The following is a 16,834-nucleotide window of genomic DNA, read 5'->3' as shown; positions in this document are numbered from 1 at the left end:
CGTCAAAGGGGACAACGGACGGGGGTCGCGGATGGTGCCGCGTTCCACTCATGAATTGTGCGAAATGCGATCACGTGCTCACCCACCGCATAAGCGTTGGCGCTTCCGCCGAGGCCACGAGGAGAATCGGCCGATGGAACCCGCCACGCTCACCACCGACCGCCTCCTGATGCGCGCGGTCGGCCCGAATGACACCGATGCCGTGTACGAGGCCGCCCAGGATCCCGCCATCCAGCGCTGGACGACGATCCCCTCGCCCTATCTGCGCGAGCACGCGCACAGCTTCACGGAACAACTGGTCCCCGACGGCTGGAAGAACGGTTCGATGTTCACCTGGGGTCTCTTCCTCCCCGAAGGGGAGGAACTGGTGGGCATGCTCGGTCTCACGATGCGTTCCATGAGCGAGGCCGAGATCGGCTTCTGGGGCACGAAGGAGCACCGCGGCCACGGCTACGTCACCGAGGCCGTCCTCGCCGCCTCCCGCTGGGCCTTCGTCGACCTGTCGATCGACCGTGTGGAATGGCGCGCGGAGGTCGGCAACAGGCCCTCCCGCGCGGTGGCCGAACGGGCCGGCTTCGCCCTTGAGGGCACCCTGCGCTCCGCCATCGTCCACCAGGGCGTACGCCGGGACTGCTGGGTGGGCTCCCTGCTCCCGTCGGACCTGGCGCTGCCGTCGACGGCGCCGTACCTTCCGGCGCGGAACCAGCCCGCCTAGCCCCGCCCACGGCCGTCACCGAGCGGCCGTGGGCGGGCGGCCGTGGGTGGGCGGCCAGGGGCGGGCGTATCCCCAGTTCAGCCCGTGTTGTCAGTGCCGGCCTCTAGGGTGCCGCCCATGACGACCCTGCGCCCCACCACCGCCCTCTCGGCCGACGAGGCCCGCCGCATCGCCCTGCGCGCGCAGGGCTTCCTCGGCGCCCTCGACCGAAGGGCCGGCGTCCGCGGCATCCTCCGTCACCTCGGCGCGGTACAACTCGACACCATCTCGGTCCTGGCCCGCTCCCACGAGCTCATCCCCTACGCCCGCCTGGGCGCGGTGGGCCGCAGGACGGTGGAGAAGGCGTACTGGACGGACACGCACGCCTTCGAGTACTGGTCCCACGCGGCGTGCATCCTCCCGGTCGAGGAGTGGCCCCACTTCGCCTTCCGCCGCCGCGCCTACCGCAGCCGCCCGCACTGGAACCACGAACTCCCCGACGGCGCCTACGAGCAGGTGATCAAGCAGCTGCGCGCCGAGGGCCCGCTCACCGCGACCGAGCTGGGCGGCGCGAAGCGGACGAGCGAGTGGTGGGACTGGTCGGGCTCGAAGGTGGCCGTAGAGCGGGCCCTGATGTACGGCGAGGTGGTCTGTGTCGAGCGCCGCGGCTGGAAGCGCGTCTACGACCTCGCCGAGCGCGCGATTCCGTCGGCACTGCTGCACGACGAACTGGACGACACCGAGTGCCTGCGCCGCCTGGTCCGCCTGGCCGGCCAGTCCCTGGGCATCGGCACGCGCGCGGACATCGCCGACTACCACCGCCTCAAGGGCGAGCAGGTCGAGGCGGTGATCGCCGACTCGGGTCTGGTCCCGGTCACGGTCGAGGGCTGGGGCAAGCCGGCCTGGGCCGACCCGGCGGCCCTGGAGACACCTCCGCGCGGCCGCCACCGTACGACGCTGCTGTCCCCGTTCGACTCCCTGATCTGGGAACGGGCGCGCACGGAGCGGATCTTCGGCTTCACACACCGTCTGGAGGCGTACGTACCGAAGCAGAAGCGGGTCCACGGCTATTTCGCGATGCCGGTCCTGGCCGGCGGCCGGCTCGTGGGCCGCGTGGACCCGGCCCGCGAGGGGCGCACCCTGGTCGCCAGACAGGTCACGCTGGACGGCCCGAAAGCGGTCCCCGCGGTGGCCCAGGCGCTGGTCGAGGCGGCGAGCTGGGTGGACTGCACGGACGTACGGGTGGAACGGGTCGACGCACCCGACCTGCGCGAGCCGCTCGCCAAGGAGCTCGCCCGGCTGGTGGGCTGACCTCAGCGGATCTCGAGGATCTTCTCCCGCATCGCGTACACCACGGCCTCCATCCTGGAGTGCAGCTGAAGCTTCTCCAGGATGTTGCGCACATGGTTCTTCACGGTGTTCTCGGAGATGAACAACTCCTTGGCGATATCGCGGTTGTTCATACCAGTGGCGACGAGCTTGAGTACCTCCAGCTCACGGTCCGTCAGCCGGGGCGCCGGCACGAGCCGGCGCTCGTCCGTGCGCTGGATCATCGACTTGAACTCGGTGAGCAGCTTCGACGCCATGGACGGGCTGATCTGCGACTGCCCGTCGGCCACCGCGCGAATGGCCGTGGCCACCTCGTCCGTGGAGATCTCCTTGAGGAGATAGCCCGTCGCGCCCGCCTTGATCGCGTCGTAGAGGTCGGCCTCCTCGTCGCTGATCGTCAGCATGATGATCTTCGCGCTGGGGGCCACTTCCTTGATGGAGGTGCAGGCCTCGATCCCGCCCCGCTTGGGCATCCGGACATCCATCAGGACGATGTCCGGCAGCAGGTCTGCGGCCTTGTCGACGGCTTCCGCGCCGTCGCCCGCCTCCCCCACGACCTGGATGTCCTCCTCGGCCGCGAGCACGATCTCCAGTCCACGGCGGAACAGGGCGTGGTCGTCCACGACGAGGACTCTGATCGGCTCCTTGCGTGGAGAGCCCGTGTCAGGGCCCATGCCGACGACGTCGTCGCCGTCGGCACCCTCGTCCCGCATCGGTCCGAAGCTGTCCGCCATCGTTCCTCCCCCTGAAGGCTGCGGCTGGTCGTCTGCCATCGCCAACCCAAGGCAGCGGCCCACCGGTTGGGCCGCTGCTGCCATGATTTCATGCCCGGCCGACACTCCGGTGACGAGCGGGGCGCGAAGTGGTCGCACACCGGTGCCCCTGGGGGCGCACACGCGCTCCAGGGGCACCGGCTCAGCCGTCGGCCGGGTGGTCAGCCGCCCAGCGTGCCACCAGCCGCGGGAGACTGCGCCTGGGTGACCATCGGGTCCGTGTTGAGGTGGATGACTCCGTAGTCGTAGGCGTGCCGCCGGTAGACGACACTGGGTTCCTTCGTTTCGGAGTCGATGAAGAGATAGAAGTCGTGCCCGACCAGCTCCATCTCGTAGAGGGCCTGGTCAAGGGTCATCGGGGAGGCCACGTGCGTCTTCTCGCGTACGACGAGAGGCCCTTCGCCCTTCACTTCCAGCGAACCGATCTTCTTCGTGGGGATTCCGTCCGGCTCTTCTTCCTGGAAGGTGTGGCCATTGCCGTTGAGCGTCGCCGCGCCCGGAACGTGGTCGGGGACCTCGGCCGCCGTGAGTCGGCGTGCGCCTCGGCGCGAGAAACGCTTGTCGTGCTGCTTGCGCAGCCGAGCGTCCAGTTTCTCCGCCGCCAGATCGAGTGCCGCGTACGGATCGCTGGCCGCTGCCTCCGCCCGGATCACCGGACCGCGGGAGCGGAGCGTGATCTCCACTCGATCACTGCGGTCGGCCTGTCGCGGGTTGGGCTCCTTGGACACCTCGACGTCGAGGCTGATCACCTTGGCATCGAGCCTCTGGATCTTCTCCAGCTTCAGCTTCTCGGCCACGTGCTTGCGGAACCGCTCGGGCACCTCGGTCTTGCGGCCTTTGACGACGATGTCCACGCAGAACTCCGTTCCCGGATTGCTCCGCTCCATCGGCGGAGCATCTCCCTCTTGCACCAGGTTCCGGTGAGCGCCGGAACCTACGGACTCGGTGACTCCACCTCCTCCTCCCCCATGGGCAAGATCTCCACCCCATGGCCGCCGGGTGATTGTGCAAAACCGGCGGCACGGCATTCGGATATGACGGGGATGGCCTGCGCCTTTCCCTCACAACCCGAACATATCTCGCCCGGACGGATGTCGTCACCCTCTACTGCGGCGTACCTCCGTTCAGGTGAATTGATCCTCTCGTTACCTGCAACGATGCAAGTTCGCAGTCAGTTCCGGTTTATTTCGAAAGAATCCGGAGACGCAGCGACGACAGCCGCGCAGATCAGGTCATGGGGCCCTCCGGCGCCCATGATTCCCGGCCTCTCACGCGTTCGCCGCACAGCGCCCTCCAACGATCCAGCCACCCGTTCCCCTGTGCTTTCCCGACTTCCCCTCGCGTACACGGCGGTTGCTCCGCCACCACCCGCACCGCGCTCCGCGGTCCCCCATCCATACGCGTCTGCCTCCCCCACCGTTCTGCCGTATACGCCCGCACTTCCCACCAAGTCCCGGCCCGCCCCCGACCACCCCGTGCCACCAGGCCCGGCGTGCTCGGTCAGCGCCGCCCGCACAGCCCGCGCCGCCTCCGCCAAAGACGCACCGGTCGTCATCAGGTCGTCGACGAGCACAACCGGACCGCCGCCCGCGAGCAGCCTGCCTCCCCCGGGTACCACCTTCAGCGCACCCGCGAGATTGTCCAGCCGCTGCCGGGAGTCGAGCCCCGACTGATCGGCCACCGCACGCCCCTGCCGCAGCACGGCGAGCATCCGCGCCGGCATCCCGGCCCGCCGCAGCTCACCCGCGGCCGCGAGCGCGATCCGCCGCGCCGGGTCGTGCCCTCGCGCTCGCACCGCCCCACGCGCAGACGGAACGGGTACGAGCAGCACAGGCGCACCGGCGTCCCCGAACCGCTCCGCCCCGCGGGCCCGCCCGTGGGAGCCCCGGGGCAGTGCCGCCGTCACGGCCCCGGCCAGGGCCGCCCCGAGCGGCGCCGCGAGCGCCAGTGCGCCGCGTTCCTTGTGGGCCAGCAGCACGGCCCGCGCCTCGTCCGCATACCGGGCGGCCGCGTGCACCACCGGCAGCCCGGGCGGCTCCGGCACCGGTCGCACCCGGCTCGGTACGGTCCCGCTCAGGACGGCACGGCACTCGGGACAGAGCACCGTGCGAGGCCTCCCACAGCCTCCGCACTCGGCCGGCAGCACCAGGTCGGTGAGGTCCTGCCACCACCCCCGCATGGCCACCACTGTGCCAACGCACGAGCCGACCGGCCACCCCTGTGGACAACTCCCTGTGGAAAACTCCGGCCCCCGCGCGGACGCCTAGAGCGGACGCTTAAAAGGCGGCCGTTTCCGGCCGGAGTCACCCTCCGAACGCAACCTCACCCCGGATAGACCGGCGCGGTCCCGTCCGTCACCACCTTCTGCCACTGGGCCCCGGACGGCAGCCGCACGACCCCGTCCTCCGAGTACCCGACCAGCGGAAGCCGCGGGTCCTCGGAGGCGGTGATCTCCTTCACCCCGCTGAGGGCCGCGGGCGCGGGCCCCTGCGGCGTGGAGCCGTCCACCTGCGCGTACCGCAGCGTCTGCACGCCGTCCTTCTCGCGCCCGACCACGACGAGCCGGCTGTCACCGGCCCACGACATGGTCTTGACCTCCTCCATCTCGGGCGTGGCGGACCGCAGTTCGCGCACCGAGACAGCCGAACGCTCGCTCGACTTCCCGTCCTCGTTCCGCTCGATCCGCCCGATCAGCAGCGAGGACCTCTCGCCCTGCTTCACCACGAGCGCGATGCGCACGCCGTCGGCGGCCACCCGCACGGACTCGATGCGTCCCTCCAGCCCCGGCGGCGTCTTCACGACCAGCGGATCGCCCACGCCCTCCTTCAGCAGAAGCAGCCGGGGGTTGTCGGGATCGCGGTCGGCCACCCACAGATCGCCCTGGGCGTCCCAGCTCGGCGCCGAGAGGCGCTCGTCCTCCGTCTTGCCCGCACTCGTCAGCTCGGGCCCCCCGAGCGGGCCGCCAGAGACCAGCGCCCCGACGTACAGGTGCTTGCCGTCGAGGCCGACGCCGGCTGCCATGTCCTCGTCGCGCGACACCGCCACGGACCGCAACTGCGTGTCGCCCTCACCCAGGGCGCCCGGCACGGGGTCGGGCCCGGTGTCGTTGCCGGCAGCGGGTAGCCGTACCAACCGGTGCTCGGCGTCGAGGAGGTACAGATAGTCGGCGCTTTCCACGGATCCACGCGTGGCGACGTTCTCCGCCTCGTCCTCGTTCAGCGCGCACAACTGCCTGCCGCCCGCCTTCAGCGCGACCTCCTCCACGGTGGGGGTGAGGTTCTGAAGGGTGAACAGCACCTGGGCGGCCATCTCGTTGCACTTGGCCGGCCCGACCCGCGCGGCCTTGTCGTTCAGCGGCACGGTCAGCCGGTTCTGGTCGTCCGGCGTCAGCGTCGTGGAGTCGTCCTTCAGCGCCGTACCGGTGGGGAAACTCGACCTGACCACCGGGTCCAGCCAACTGGTGGGCCCCTTGAGCAGGGAGCGCACCGTCTGCGTCATGGGATCGACGTTGCGGCGCACATAGACGGGATCGGCGACGGCGGCCGTGTGCGGGGAGGCCCCGAGCGCGGCGTTCGTGGCGAAGTAGTACCTGTCGACGGACGTGTAGTTGCGCTGGAAGTCCGACTTGCCCATGACGACACCGCGCGGCGGCACGTCGATGCGCCACTGCTTGGTCTTCTTGTCCCGGGTGAGGTGCATCGACTCGCTGTAATCACCGCTGGCGGGCGAGTACGACTGCCGTGCGTCGACCGTGGCGACCTTGGTACCGCTCAGCGTGTACGTGAGATCGTCGGTCTCCTCCCGGCCGGCCACACGCTCGATGTCGGCGCTCGGTCCGTTGGCGAGGACCATCGTGGACTGCAGAGGCCGCCAGTTGTCCGACGCCTCCTTGGTCAAGTACTTGCGCGCTATGTCGTAGCCCGGATCGTCGCTGGTCAGCGCCTCCAGGAAGCCGGACACGATCTCCGAGGACGAGGCGTCCTCATGCGGCGGCATGGCGAACACCCGCACCTGGGTGTCCTGGCGCGGCGTGGAGTCGACGCCCTGCAGATTGCCGCTGTCGGGCATCGAGGCGCATCCCGCCAGCAGTACGGCGCCGCAGGCGGCGTACACCACCGCGCGCCCCGGCCTGCGCCGGGCGCTCCTCTCACGCTCAGCGCCCACGAGATGCCTCCCCATGCTTGCTCGACTCGTCGCTGTGCCCGGCTTCCTCGCCCGGCGGCTCCTGCGCACCGGGCGCCTCGTCCTTGGGCCGTGCTCCCGAAGCGGGCCGGGGGACCACGCGCGCGCCGCTTCCGGGCAGTGCCGTCGGATCGGCCTTGGGGACCGCCGCCGTTGCCAGGCGGGACGCGATCGGGTCCCGCGACGGCATCGCGGCTGCCTGGTCACCATTGGGCTGAGCCGGCACCGTCGCGGTCTTCTCGGTGCCACCGCGCGGCAGACCGGCGTCATTGAGTCCACGGTTGCGCCGCGAGTCCTTGGGCTCCAGGGGTATCGGTGAGCCCCGCAGCGGCTCGTCCGCGGTCCGCGGCAGCGTCAGCCGGAACTGCGAGCCGCCACCCGGTTCGCCCCACGCCTGGAGCCAGCCGCCGTGCAGCCGCGCGTCCTCCAACGCGATGGACAGCCCCAGCCCCGTACCGCCCGTAGTACGCGCGCGTGCCGGGTCGGCCCGCCAGAAGCGGCTGAAGACGCGGGTCGCCTCGCCGGGCTTGAGCCCGACACCGTAGTCGCGCACCGCGACCGCGACCGCCCCGCCCGCCGCCGCGAGCTTGACCACGACGTCCTTTCCTTCACCGTGCTCGACGGCGTTGACGACGAGGTTGCGCAGCACGCGCTCGACGCGGCGGGCGTCGGCCTCGGCGACGATGGGCTGCTGGTCGCCGACGATGCGTATCTGCGTGCCCTTGCGCTCGGCGAGCGGCTCGGCCCCGCTGACGACGCGTCGTACGACTTCCCTGAGGTCGATCGGCTCGGCCTCCAGCGCCGCCGCCCCCGCGTCGAAGCGGCTGATCTCCAGCAGATCGGCGAGCAGCGACTCGAACCGGTCCAGCTGGTCGGCCAGCAGCTCCGCCGACCGCGCGGTCACCGGGTCGAAGTCCTCGCGCGCCTCATGAATGACGTCTGCGGCCATGCGCACGGTCGTCAGCGGCGTGCGCAGCTCGTGCGACACATCGGACACGAACCGCCGCTGCATCCGCGACAGGGCCTCCAGTTGCTGGATCTTCAGCTGAAGGTTCTGCGCCATCTTGTTGAAGGCCTCGCCGAGCCGCGCGATGTCGTCCTCGCCGGTGACCTTCATCCGTTCCTGAAGCCGTCCGGCCGACAGCCGCTCGACAATGCCGGCGGCCATCCGCACGGGCGTGACGACCTGGCGCACCACGAGCCAGGCGATGGCCCCGAGAAGTACGACGACGAAGAGCCCCGCGGTGGCCAGCGTCCCCTTGACCAGGCTCAGGGACTTCTCCTCCTGCGTGAGCGGGAAGAGGTAGTAGAGCTGATACGGGTCGTCATTGGGATCGTTGACCTGCTTGCCGATGACCAGCGCCGGCTGGGACTCCTTCTCGGTGGCGGGGTCGTAGACGATGCGGGTGTAGCTCTGGAAAACGCCCATACTGCTGTCGATCCGCTCCCGCAGATCCTCCGGCACACTCGCCGTCGGGTCCACCTCACCCGAGGCACGCGGGCCTCGCCCACCCGTGTCCCCGCCCGCGGAGGCCGGAAGGGTCACCACATCGAAGGCGCCCTGACCGCCGCTGGACAGCGAGGAGACGAGCTCGCTCATCCACTCGATGACGTTCTGGTCCGAACGCTCGTCCACTGCGGCACCGTCGTCGGCGGTGCCGGCGGCGGCCTCATCGGCACTCTGCTTGGCCGCCGCGAACCCGCCCGCCGCCTGGCTCTGCGAGGCCTTCACCTTGGCTTCCAGCAGGCCGTTGCGCACCTGCCCGATGACGACGAAGCCCAGCAGCAGGACGACGCCGAGCGACATCAGCAGCGTCGTGACGACGACCTTGAGCTGGATATTGCGCCGCCACAACCGCATGACGGGCAGCAACGGCCGACGCACCCAGCGCAGCACCAGCCGAAGGACCGGGCTGCCCTGGACTCCGCCCTGAAGCAGCCCGCCCTCGAGGAACCGTCCCCAGCGGGAACCCGCCGACTTCCGGCCGACAGGCCGCTCCGGACGGGACCCGGTCCGACCGGGGGCCCCAGCGGCACTGTCCCCGGACATGTCAGCTCGGCCCTGCCTTGTAGCCGACGCCACGCACGGTCACCACGATCTCCGGCCGCTCCGGGTCCTTCTCGACCTTGGAACGCAGCCGCTGCACATGCACATTGACCAGACGCGTGTCGGCCGCATGCCGGTAGCCCCACACCTGCTCCAGGAGCACCTCACGCGTGAACACCTGCCACGGCTTGCGGGCCAGCGCGACCAGCAGGTCGAACTCCAGCGGCGTCAGCGCGATCGACTGCCCGTCCCGCTTCACGGAGTGCCCGGCCACGTCGATCACGAGGTCACCGATGGCGAGCTGCTCGGGAGCGGGCTCCTCCGACCTCCTCAGGCGCGCCCGGATCCGGGCGACGAGCTCCTTCGGCTTGAACGGCTTGACGATGTAGTCATCGGCGCCGGACTCCAGGCCCACGACGACGTCGACGGTGTCGCTCTTGGCCGTCAGCATCACGATCGGCACGCCGGACTCCGCCCTGATCAGGCGGCACACCTCGATGCCGTCCCGCCCGGGCAGCATCAGATCGAGCAGCACCAGATCGGGCTTGGTCTCCCGGAACGCGGCCAACGCCTTGTCGCCGTCGGCTACGAAAGACGGCTCAAAACCTTCACCACGCAGCACAATGCCGAGCATCTCGGCCAGTGCGGTGTCGTCGTCGACGACAAGGACTCGTCCCTTCATAAACGACATCATCCCATTCTCATAACAGTGGCGAAGGCAGTGGTGAGATAGGTCACCGGCCAGTGACCTTAGTCGTAGGCGGTCGCCACTGTCTGCCCTCGCCCCCATCACAGGGCGTGACCTTTGGACGGGTTTACCCCGCTCTATCCACCTACCGGCCTCGTCTCCGCCTCACAACGTCCGTGTCACCTGCCCCGACCTGGCACACAGCTCGGCCAGCGCCTCGGCCGTCACCGGCGACACGGCCCCCTCCTCCGTCACGATCGCCGTCACCAGCTCGGGCGGCGTCACATCGAACGCCGGGTTGTACGCCTGCGTCCCCAGCGGCGCCACCGGAATCCCGCCCCCCGGCTCCCCGCCCGCCACCGGCGCCTGGGGCGCGGCGACCTCGGTCACCTCGAACCCGGGGCGCTGCTCAACCTCGATGGACGCCCCGTCCGGGGTGTCCGGATCCACTGTCGTCAGCGGCGCCACCACGATGAACGGCACATGGTGATAGCGCGCGAGCACCGCCAGCGGATAGCTTCCGACCTTGTTCGCCACCGAGCCGTCGGCCGCGATCCGATCCGCCCCTATCAGCACCGCGTCCACCTCACCCGCGGCGAACAGCGAACCCGCCGCGTTGTCCGTGAGCAGGGTGTACGCCATCCCGTTGCGCGCCGCCTCGTACGCCGTCAGACGCGCCCCCTGCAGCAACGGCCGCGTCTCGTCCACCCACAACCGCCTGAGCCGCCCGGCCCGGTGCGCCGCGAGCGCCACCGCGAACGCCGTGCCCTCCCCGCCCGACACCAGCGCCCCGGTGTTGCAGTGCGTGAGGACGCGGTGCCCGCCGCCGGGCAACAGCTCGTCCAGCAGCGCCAGCCCTCGCTCGGCCATCCGCGCACTGGCCTCGGCGTCCTCCTTGTGCAGCGCCCGCGCCGCACCCAGCGCCGCGGCGGCGGCCTGCTCGACGTCCCCGCTCCGGGCGAGTTCGGCCCGGTACGCCGACTGGGCCTGGTGCACCCCGACGGCGAGGTTCACCGCGGTGGGCCGGGCGCTCGCCAGCGACTGGGCGGCGGCGTCCACGTCGAAGCCACGCGCGGCGGCGAGCGCGACGCCGTACGCCCCGGCGATCCCGAGCACCGGCGCTCCCCGCACCGCGAGCGAACTGATCGCCTCCACCAGCGCGGGCGCATCCGTACAGACCAGCTCGACCTCCTCGGCCGGCAGCCTCGTCTGGTCGAGAAGGACCAGTACGGGACCTTCGGGTGGTTCATCCCATCGGATCGTCGGAATCTCGGTGGGCCTGCCGTCCTCGCCGGATTGCGCGTACTGATCAGCCATGCGGCAAGTCTGCCCCCTGTACGGCGGACAATTGAAGGTGCACAGCCCATACCGCGGTCGGTACCCATCCGACCACCCCATGGCACGATGGCTGCCAACCTGCCGCCGCGACCGCGGACGGGCACCGTGAAGGAGCGACGATGAAAGACACTCCGGGCTGGGCCTCGCCCGGATCCGCCCCGTCCGACGGACAGGAACCCGGCGCGACCGGCCCTGCCGAGCCCGCAGACCACCCAGAGCCCGCACAGCAGCCGGGAGCGGACCCACAGGACGCCGGCCCGAAGTGGTCCAAGGAGCAGCCGCCTCCCGGCCAGTGGTCCGCGCCAACGGGCCCACAGTCTCCCGGCCAGACCCCACCGCCCCCGCCGCCCGGCCCCGGCTGGGGCGCTCCTCCGCCCGCCGGCCCCGGCGGACACGGCGGCGGCCACCCCGGCTACGGCCCTCCGGGCGGATACGGCGGCTGGGGAGCCGGCTGGGGCGGGCCCCCGCCCGCGGCCAAGCCCGGCGTGATCCCGCTGCGCCCGCTCGGCGTCGGCGAGATCCTCGACGGCGCCGTCTCCACCATGCGCACCTACTGGCGCACGGTCCTCGGCATCTCCCTGACCGTCGCCGTCGTGACGGAGATCCTCGTCATCCTCGTCCAGGGCTTCGTCCTGAACGACCGCGTCAGCACCGGGGCCCTCAACGACCCGAGCGCCACTCTCGACGAGCTGACCCGCGCCATGGGCGACGCCATGCTCAGCTCCAGCGTGATCTTCCTGATCTCGATCATCGGCGCGATCGTGGCGACCGCCCTGCTGACAGCGGTCACCAGCCGCGCGGTGCTCGGCAAGTCGGTGACCACCGGCGAGGCCTGGCGCGACGCGCGCCCCCAGGTGCCGCGGCTCTTCGGCCTGATCTTCCTGCTGCTGCTCATGGCCTTCGGTGTGGTGTTCGTGGGCGCCCTGCCCGGCATCCTCGTGGCCGCCACGGGCTCCGGCGACGCGGGCGTCGCACTCACCATCCTGGGCATCATCGGCGGCTTCGTCGTCGCGCTCTGGCTCTGGTTCCGCTTCTCCCTCGCCTCCCCCGCGCTGATGCTGGAGAAGCAGGGCATCGTCAAGGCGCTGAGCCGTTCCGCAAAGCTGGTCCGCGGCTCCTGGTGGCGCGTCTTCGGCATCCAGCTGCTGGCCACGATCATCGCGAACATCGTCGCGGCGATCGTCGTCATCCCCTTCACCTTCCTCGCCGCCGCCCTCAGCGGCGACGCCACCACCAACATCCTCAACGGCGCCACCGACCTCGGCTGGACGTTCCTCATCGTCAGCGGTGTCGGCTCGGTGATCGGCTCCATGATCACCTTCCCGATCACGGCCGGCGTCACCGTCCTGCTCTACATCGACCAGCGCATCCGCCGCGAAGCCCTCGACCTCGAACTGGCCCGGGCAGCCGGCGTCCAGGGCTACGGCACCACCGACACTCCGGGGAGCTGAACCGGTGAGCTTTGCGGGGGGAGTTCTCACAGCAGCGTCAGCGCCGCCCGAACGCATGTCGCCGGGCGGCGACACATCCGTGCTGTCGCTGCTCGCACGCTCCGACGACGAGCCGCCCCTGACGATCCCCCGCGACCCCGCGCGGGAGGCCGCCCGGCGCGAGCTGTCCAAGGGCATGTACCACGAGAACGATCCCAGCTGGTTCCAGCGCGCCCTGGACGCCTTCTGGGACTGGGTCGAGGACCTGTTCAGCAGCGCCTCGACCGTGGCGCCCGGAGGACCGCTCGGCCTGGTCGTCATCATCCTCGTCGTCCTCGCGGTCCTCGGCGCCCTGTGGTGGCGCCTCGGCACCCCCCGCCGCCGGCCGACCTCCTCCGCCGCTCTGTTCGACGACCGCCCCCGCAGCGCCGCCGAACACCGGGCCGCAGCCGAGGCACACGCCGCCCAGGCCCACTGGAACCAGGCCGTCCAGGAACGCATGCGCGCCATCGTCCGCTCCCTCGAGGAACGCGCGCTGCTCGACGTCCGCCCCGGCCGCACCGCGGACGAGGCCGCCGCCGAAGCGGGCCGCTCACTGCCCGCCCACACGGACCGACTGCGCACCGCCGCCCGGGACTTCGACGACGTGACATACGGCGGACGAGCCGCGACCCAGCAGACGTACCAACGCATCGCGGAACTCGACCGCGACCTGGAGACCACCAAGCCCCAACTGGCCAGCAGCGCCCCCAGCACGGCCCACAACGCCCGCCAGGGAGCCGCCGAATGACCACCGAGGCCACGCTCCCGTCCACCTCGGCCTCGCCCAGCGCACGCCAGGTGTGGACCCGCGCGCGAGGCATCGCCCTCGCCCTCGTGGTCCTGCTGGCGGCGGCCGTCGTGATCGCCACCATCCGCTCCGACGCCCGGCACGGGGCCCTCGACCCACGCTCCGCCGACCCCAAGGGCAGCCGGGCCGTCGCCGAACTCCTCACCGACCGCGGCGTGGACACACGCGTGGTCACCACCCTGGACGAGGCACGCGCCGCGACCACCGCGAACAGCACCCTCCTGGTCGCCGCCCCCGACCTGCTGACCCACCGTCAACAGTCCTTGCTGCGCTCGGCGACAGCCGGCTCCGAAGGCCGCACCGTCCTCGTCGCCCCCGGCAGCTGGTCCGTCGAACGACTCGCCCCCGGAGTCACCGCGGACCCCGCCACCAGCCTCGACTCGGAGCTCGCCCCCGACTGCGCGCTGCCCGCCGCCCGGCGCGCCGGCACCGCCGACCTGGGCGGCGTCCGCTACACCACCACCCACCTCGACGCCGACGAGTGCTACCCCAGCGACCGACTGGCCACCCTCCTGCGCATCCCGGAGAACGACGGGGACGGCGACACCGTCGTCCTCGGCGCACCCGACATCCTCCACAACGAACGTCTCGACGAGCAGGGCAACGCCTCCCTCGCCCTCCAACTCCTCGGCTCCCGGCCCCATCTGGTCTGGTACCTCCCCTCGCTCTCCGACACGTCGGCCGCCGACGAGGACGACGAACGCAGCTTCTTCGACCTGCTCCCCTCGGGCTGGCTCTGGGGCACACTCCAGCTCTTCCTCGCCGCAGCCCTGGCCGCCCTGTGGCGGGCACGCCGACTGGGCCCCCTCGTGCCCGAAAAACTCCCCGTGGCGATCCGCGCCTCCGAAACCGTCGAAGGCCGCGCCCGCCTCTACCGCAAGGCGAACGCCCGCGACCGCGCGGCCGCCGCTCTTCGCTCCACCACCCGCACGCGCCTCGCCCCCCTCGTAGGTGTCCCCGTCTCCCAGGCGCACGCGCCCGAGGCCCTGCTCCCCGCTCTGTCCGCCCATCTCCACAACCACGGAGACGGACAGACCCTGCACACCCTCCTCTTCGGCCCGCCGCCCAGCGACGACGCCGCACTCATCTCCCTCGCCGACCAACTCGACGCCCTCGAAAGAGAGGTACGCCGTCCATGATGGACCCGACCACTGACAACGCCGGGAACACCGGGGATGCGGGCACCGCCCGGGCCTCCCTGGAAGCCCTGCGCGCCGAGATCGCCAAAGCCGTGGTCGGCCAGGACCCCGCCGTGACCGGCCTCGTCGTCGCCCTCCTCTGCCGCGGACACGTCCTACTAGAAGGAGTCCCCGGGGTCGCCAAAACGTTGCTCGTCCGCGCTCTCGCGTCCGCACTAGAACTCGACACCAAGCGCGTCCAGTTCACCCCCGACCTCATGCCGAGCGATGTGACGGGCTCCCTCGTCTACGACACCCGCACCGCCGAGTTCTCCTTCCAGCCCGGCCCGGTCTTCACCAACCTCCTCCTCGCCGACGAGATCAACCGCACCCCACCGAAGACCCAGTCCTCCCTCCTGGAGGCCATGGAGGAACGCCAGGTCACGGTCGACGGCACCCCTCGCCCACTCCCCGACCCCTTCCTGGTCGCCGCGACCCAGAACCCGGTCGAGTACGAAGGCACGTACCCCCTCCCCGAGGCCCAGCTGGACCGTTTTCTCCTCAAGCTCACGATCCCGCTCCCCACCCGCCAGGACGAGATCGACGTCCTCACCCGCCACGCCGAGGGCTTCAACCCACGCGACCTGCGCGCCGCCGGCGTACGCCCCGTGGCGGGCCCCGCAGACCTCGAGGCGGCACGCATGGCCGTCGCCAAGACGACGGTCTCCCCGGAGATCACGGCCTACGTGGTCGACATCTGCCGAGCCACCCGAGAATCGCCGTCCCTGACCCTGGGCGTCTCGCCCCGAGGCGCCACGGCCCTCCTCGCCACCGCCCGCGCCTGGGCCTGGCTGACCGGCCGCGACTACGTCATCCCCGACGACGTGAAGGCCCTCGCCCTCCCCACTCTCCGCCATCGCGTCCAGCTCCGCCCGGAGGCCGAGATGGAAGGCGTCACCGCCGACTCCGTGATCAACGCGATCCTCGCCCACGTCCCCGTCCCCCGCTGATGGCACTCACCGGACGCGCCGCACTCCTAGCGGCCCTGGGCTCCCTCCCCGTAGGCCTCTGGGACCCCAGCTGGACGGGCCTCCTCGCGGTCAACGCTCCCCTGGCCGCGGCCTGCGCCTGCGACTTCGCCCTGGCCGCACCGGTACGCCGCCTCGGTCTGACCCGCTCCGGCGACACCTCGGCACGCCTGGGCGAGACGGCCGACGTCACTCTCACCATCACCAACCCGTCCGGCCGCCCCCTGCGCGCGAACCTCCGCGACGCATGGCCACCCAGCAGCTGGCAGCCCGGCACGGAAACGGCGGCCTCCCGCCACCGCCTGACGATCCCCGCCGGCGAACGCCGCCGCATCACCACCCGCCTCCGCCCCACCCGCCGAGGCGACCGCCAGGCTGACCGCGTCACAATCCGCTCATACGGCCCCCTGGGCCTCTTCTCCCGCCAGGGCACCCACAAAGTCCCCTGGACGGTACGGGTCCTCCCGCCCTTCACCAGCCGCAAGCACCTGCCGTCGAAACTGGCTCGCCTGCGCGAACTCGACGGCCGCACCAGCGTCCTCACCCGCGGCGAGGGCACAGAATTCGACAGCCTGCGCGAATACGTCCCCGGCGACGACACCCGCTCCATCGACTGGCGCGCTACGGCCCGACAGTCCACGGTCGCCGTACGCACCTGGCGCCCGGAACGCGACCGGCACATCCTCCTCGTCCTGGACACCGGCCGCACCTCGGCAGGCCGAGTCGGCGACGCCCCACGCCTCGACGCCTCCATGGACGCCGCCCTGCTCCTGGCCGCCCTCGCATCCAGAGCCGGCGACCGCGTGGACCTTCTCGCCTACGACCGCCGAGTACGCGCCCTCGTCCAGGGCCGCACAGCAGGCGATGTCCTTCCCTCCCTGGTCAATGCCATGGCCACACTCGAACCCGAGCTGATCGAAACGGATGCCCGAGGCCTTACGGCCACCGCACTCCGTACTGCCCCCCGCCACTCCCTGATCGTGCTGCTCACGACCCTCGACGCGGCACCGATCGAGGAGGGCCTGCTCCCCGTCCTCTCCCAGCTCACCCAGCGCCACACAGTCCTGCTCGCATCAGTGGCGGACCCCCACATCGCCCGCATGGCGACAGCACGCGGAAACACGGACTCTGTGTACGAAGCCGCAGCCGCCGCCCAGTCCCAGAGCGAACGTCACCGCACGGCAGACCAACTCCGCCGACACGGCGTTACGGTCGTTGACGCGACGCCGGAAGAACTCGCGCCGGCACTGGCAGACGCATACCTGGCCCTCAAGACAGCAGGTCGTCTGTAATCAATCAAACAAAAGGGGCTCTCCTGAGGAGAGCCCCTACTGGCGAACAACCCACAAATGCAGAA

At 70.9% G+C, this 16,834-nt stretch carries 14 protein-coding genes; 7 read left to right on the top strand and 7 right to left on the bottom strand.

Features of this window, described 5'->3' with window-relative positions; all coding sequences use genetic code 11:
* Positions 1-133: 133 nt before the first annotated feature.
* Positions 134-715 (top strand): GNAT family N-acetyltransferase, encoded by a 582-nt coding sequence (locus IM697_RS06030; RefSeq protein ID WP_194045412.1) that lies wholly within the window; start codon positions 134-136, stop codon positions 713-715.
* A 117-nt stretch (positions 716-832) separates the two neighbouring features.
* Complete coding sequence (locus tag IM697_RS06025) at positions 833-2,005, top strand: winged helix-turn-helix domain-containing protein (RefSeq protein WP_194045410.1); 1,173 nt, start codon at positions 833-835, stop codon at positions 2,003-2,005.
* 2 nt (positions 2,006-2,007) lie between these two features.
* Here the strand turns inward: IM697_RS06025 and IM697_RS06020 are convergent, their stop codons facing one another.
* The 7 genes from IM697_RS06020 to mtnA all read right to left on the bottom strand — a co-directional run bounded on the left by IM697_RS06020 (position 2,008) and on the right by mtnA (position 11,030).
* On the bottom strand, positions 2,008-2,757 hold the full coding sequence (locus IM697_RS06020; protein ID WP_194045408.1) for a response regulator: 750 nt from the start codon (positions 2,755-2,757) through the stop codon (positions 2,008-2,010).
* A 200-nt stretch (positions 2,758-2,957) separates the two neighbouring features.
* Positions 2,958-3,650 (bottom strand): ribosome hibernation-promoting factor, HPF/YfiA family, encoded by a 693-nt coding sequence (gene hpf, locus IM697_RS06015; protein WP_407699647.1) that lies wholly within the window; start codon positions 3,648-3,650, stop codon positions 2,958-2,960.
* Positions 3,651-3,967: 317 nt separating this feature from the next.
* Entirely contained in the window at positions 3,968-4,975 is a 1,008-nt protein-coding gene (locus IM697_RS06010) for a ComF family protein (RefSeq protein WP_194045404.1), read from the bottom strand.
* 143 nt (positions 4,976-5,118) lie between these two features.
* Positions 5,119-6,960, bottom strand: a complete 1,842-nt coding sequence (locus IM697_RS06005) for an LpqB family beta-propeller domain-containing protein (protein WP_194045402.1) — start codon at positions 6,958-6,960, stop codon at positions 5,119-5,121.
* Positions 6,950-9,028: an MtrAB system histidine kinase MtrB gene (gene mtrB / locus IM697_RS06000; RefSeq protein ID WP_194045400.1), complete on the bottom strand. Its 2,079-nt coding sequence runs from the start codon at positions 9,026-9,028 to the stop codon at positions 6,950-6,952. The genes IM697_RS06005 and mtrB overlap by 11 nt, the downstream gene beginning before the upstream one ends.
* 1 nt (position 9,029) lies before the next feature.
* Positions 9,030-9,719 (bottom strand): two-component system response regulator MtrA, encoded by a 690-nt coding sequence (gene mtrA / locus IM697_RS05995; RefSeq protein ID WP_015659998.1) that lies wholly within the window; start codon positions 9,717-9,719, stop codon positions 9,030-9,032.
* Between the two features lie 159 nt (positions 9,720-9,878).
* Positions 9,879-11,030 (bottom strand): S-methyl-5-thioribose-1-phosphate isomerase, encoded by a 1,152-nt coding sequence (gene mtnA, locus IM697_RS05990; protein WP_194045398.1) that lies wholly within the window; start codon positions 11,028-11,030, stop codon positions 9,879-9,881.
* Between the two features lie 140 nt (positions 11,031-11,170).
* On the opposite strand from mtnA, the gene IM697_RS05985 reads away from it, so the two are divergent.
* The 5 genes from IM697_RS05985 to IM697_RS05965 are packed head-to-tail and all read left to right on the top strand — an operon-like array spanning position 11,171 to position 16,769.
* Positions 11,171-12,502 (top strand): DUF7847 domain-containing protein, encoded by a 1,332-nt coding sequence (locus IM697_RS05985; RefSeq protein WP_194045396.1) that lies wholly within the window; start codon positions 11,171-11,173, stop codon positions 12,500-12,502.
* A gap of 4 nt (positions 12,503-12,506) precedes the next feature.
* Positions 12,507-13,271, top strand: a complete 765-nt coding sequence (locus IM697_RS05980) for a DUF4129 domain-containing protein (protein ID WP_407699607.1) — start codon at positions 12,507-12,509, stop codon at positions 13,269-13,271.
* Positions 13,268-14,470 carry a DUF4350 domain-containing protein gene (locus IM697_RS05975; RefSeq protein ID WP_194045394.1) on the top strand — a complete coding sequence of 401 codons (1,203 nt, stop codon included), beginning with the start codon at positions 13,268-13,270 and terminating at the stop codon, positions 14,468-14,470. The genes IM697_RS05980 and IM697_RS05975 overlap by 4 nt, the downstream gene beginning before the upstream one ends.
* Positions 14,470-15,459, top strand: coding sequence for an AAA family ATPase (locus IM697_RS05970; protein ID WP_194049609.1), 990 nt, complete (start codon positions 14,470-14,472; stop codon positions 15,457-15,459). The genes IM697_RS05975 and IM697_RS05970 overlap by 1 nt, the downstream gene beginning before the upstream one ends.
* The gene (locus IM697_RS05965) at positions 15,459-16,769 is read left to right on the top strand and encodes a DUF58 domain-containing protein (protein ID WP_194045393.1); all 1,311 of its coding nucleotides are present in this window, start codon (positions 15,459-15,461) and stop codon (positions 16,767-16,769) included. Before IM697_RS05970 ends, IM697_RS05965 begins: the two co-directional genes overlap by 1 nt.
* Positions 16,770-16,834 lie beyond the last annotated feature (65 nt).

Origin of the sequence: Streptomyces ferrugineus, assembly GCF_015160855.1 — a bacterium.
Taxonomy (GTDB): Bacteria; Actinomycetota; Actinomycetes; order Streptomycetales; family Streptomycetaceae; genus Streptomyces; species Streptomyces ferrugineus.
Note: the sequence above shows the minus strand (reverse complement) of the source record. Positions and strands in the feature narration are given on the sequence as shown.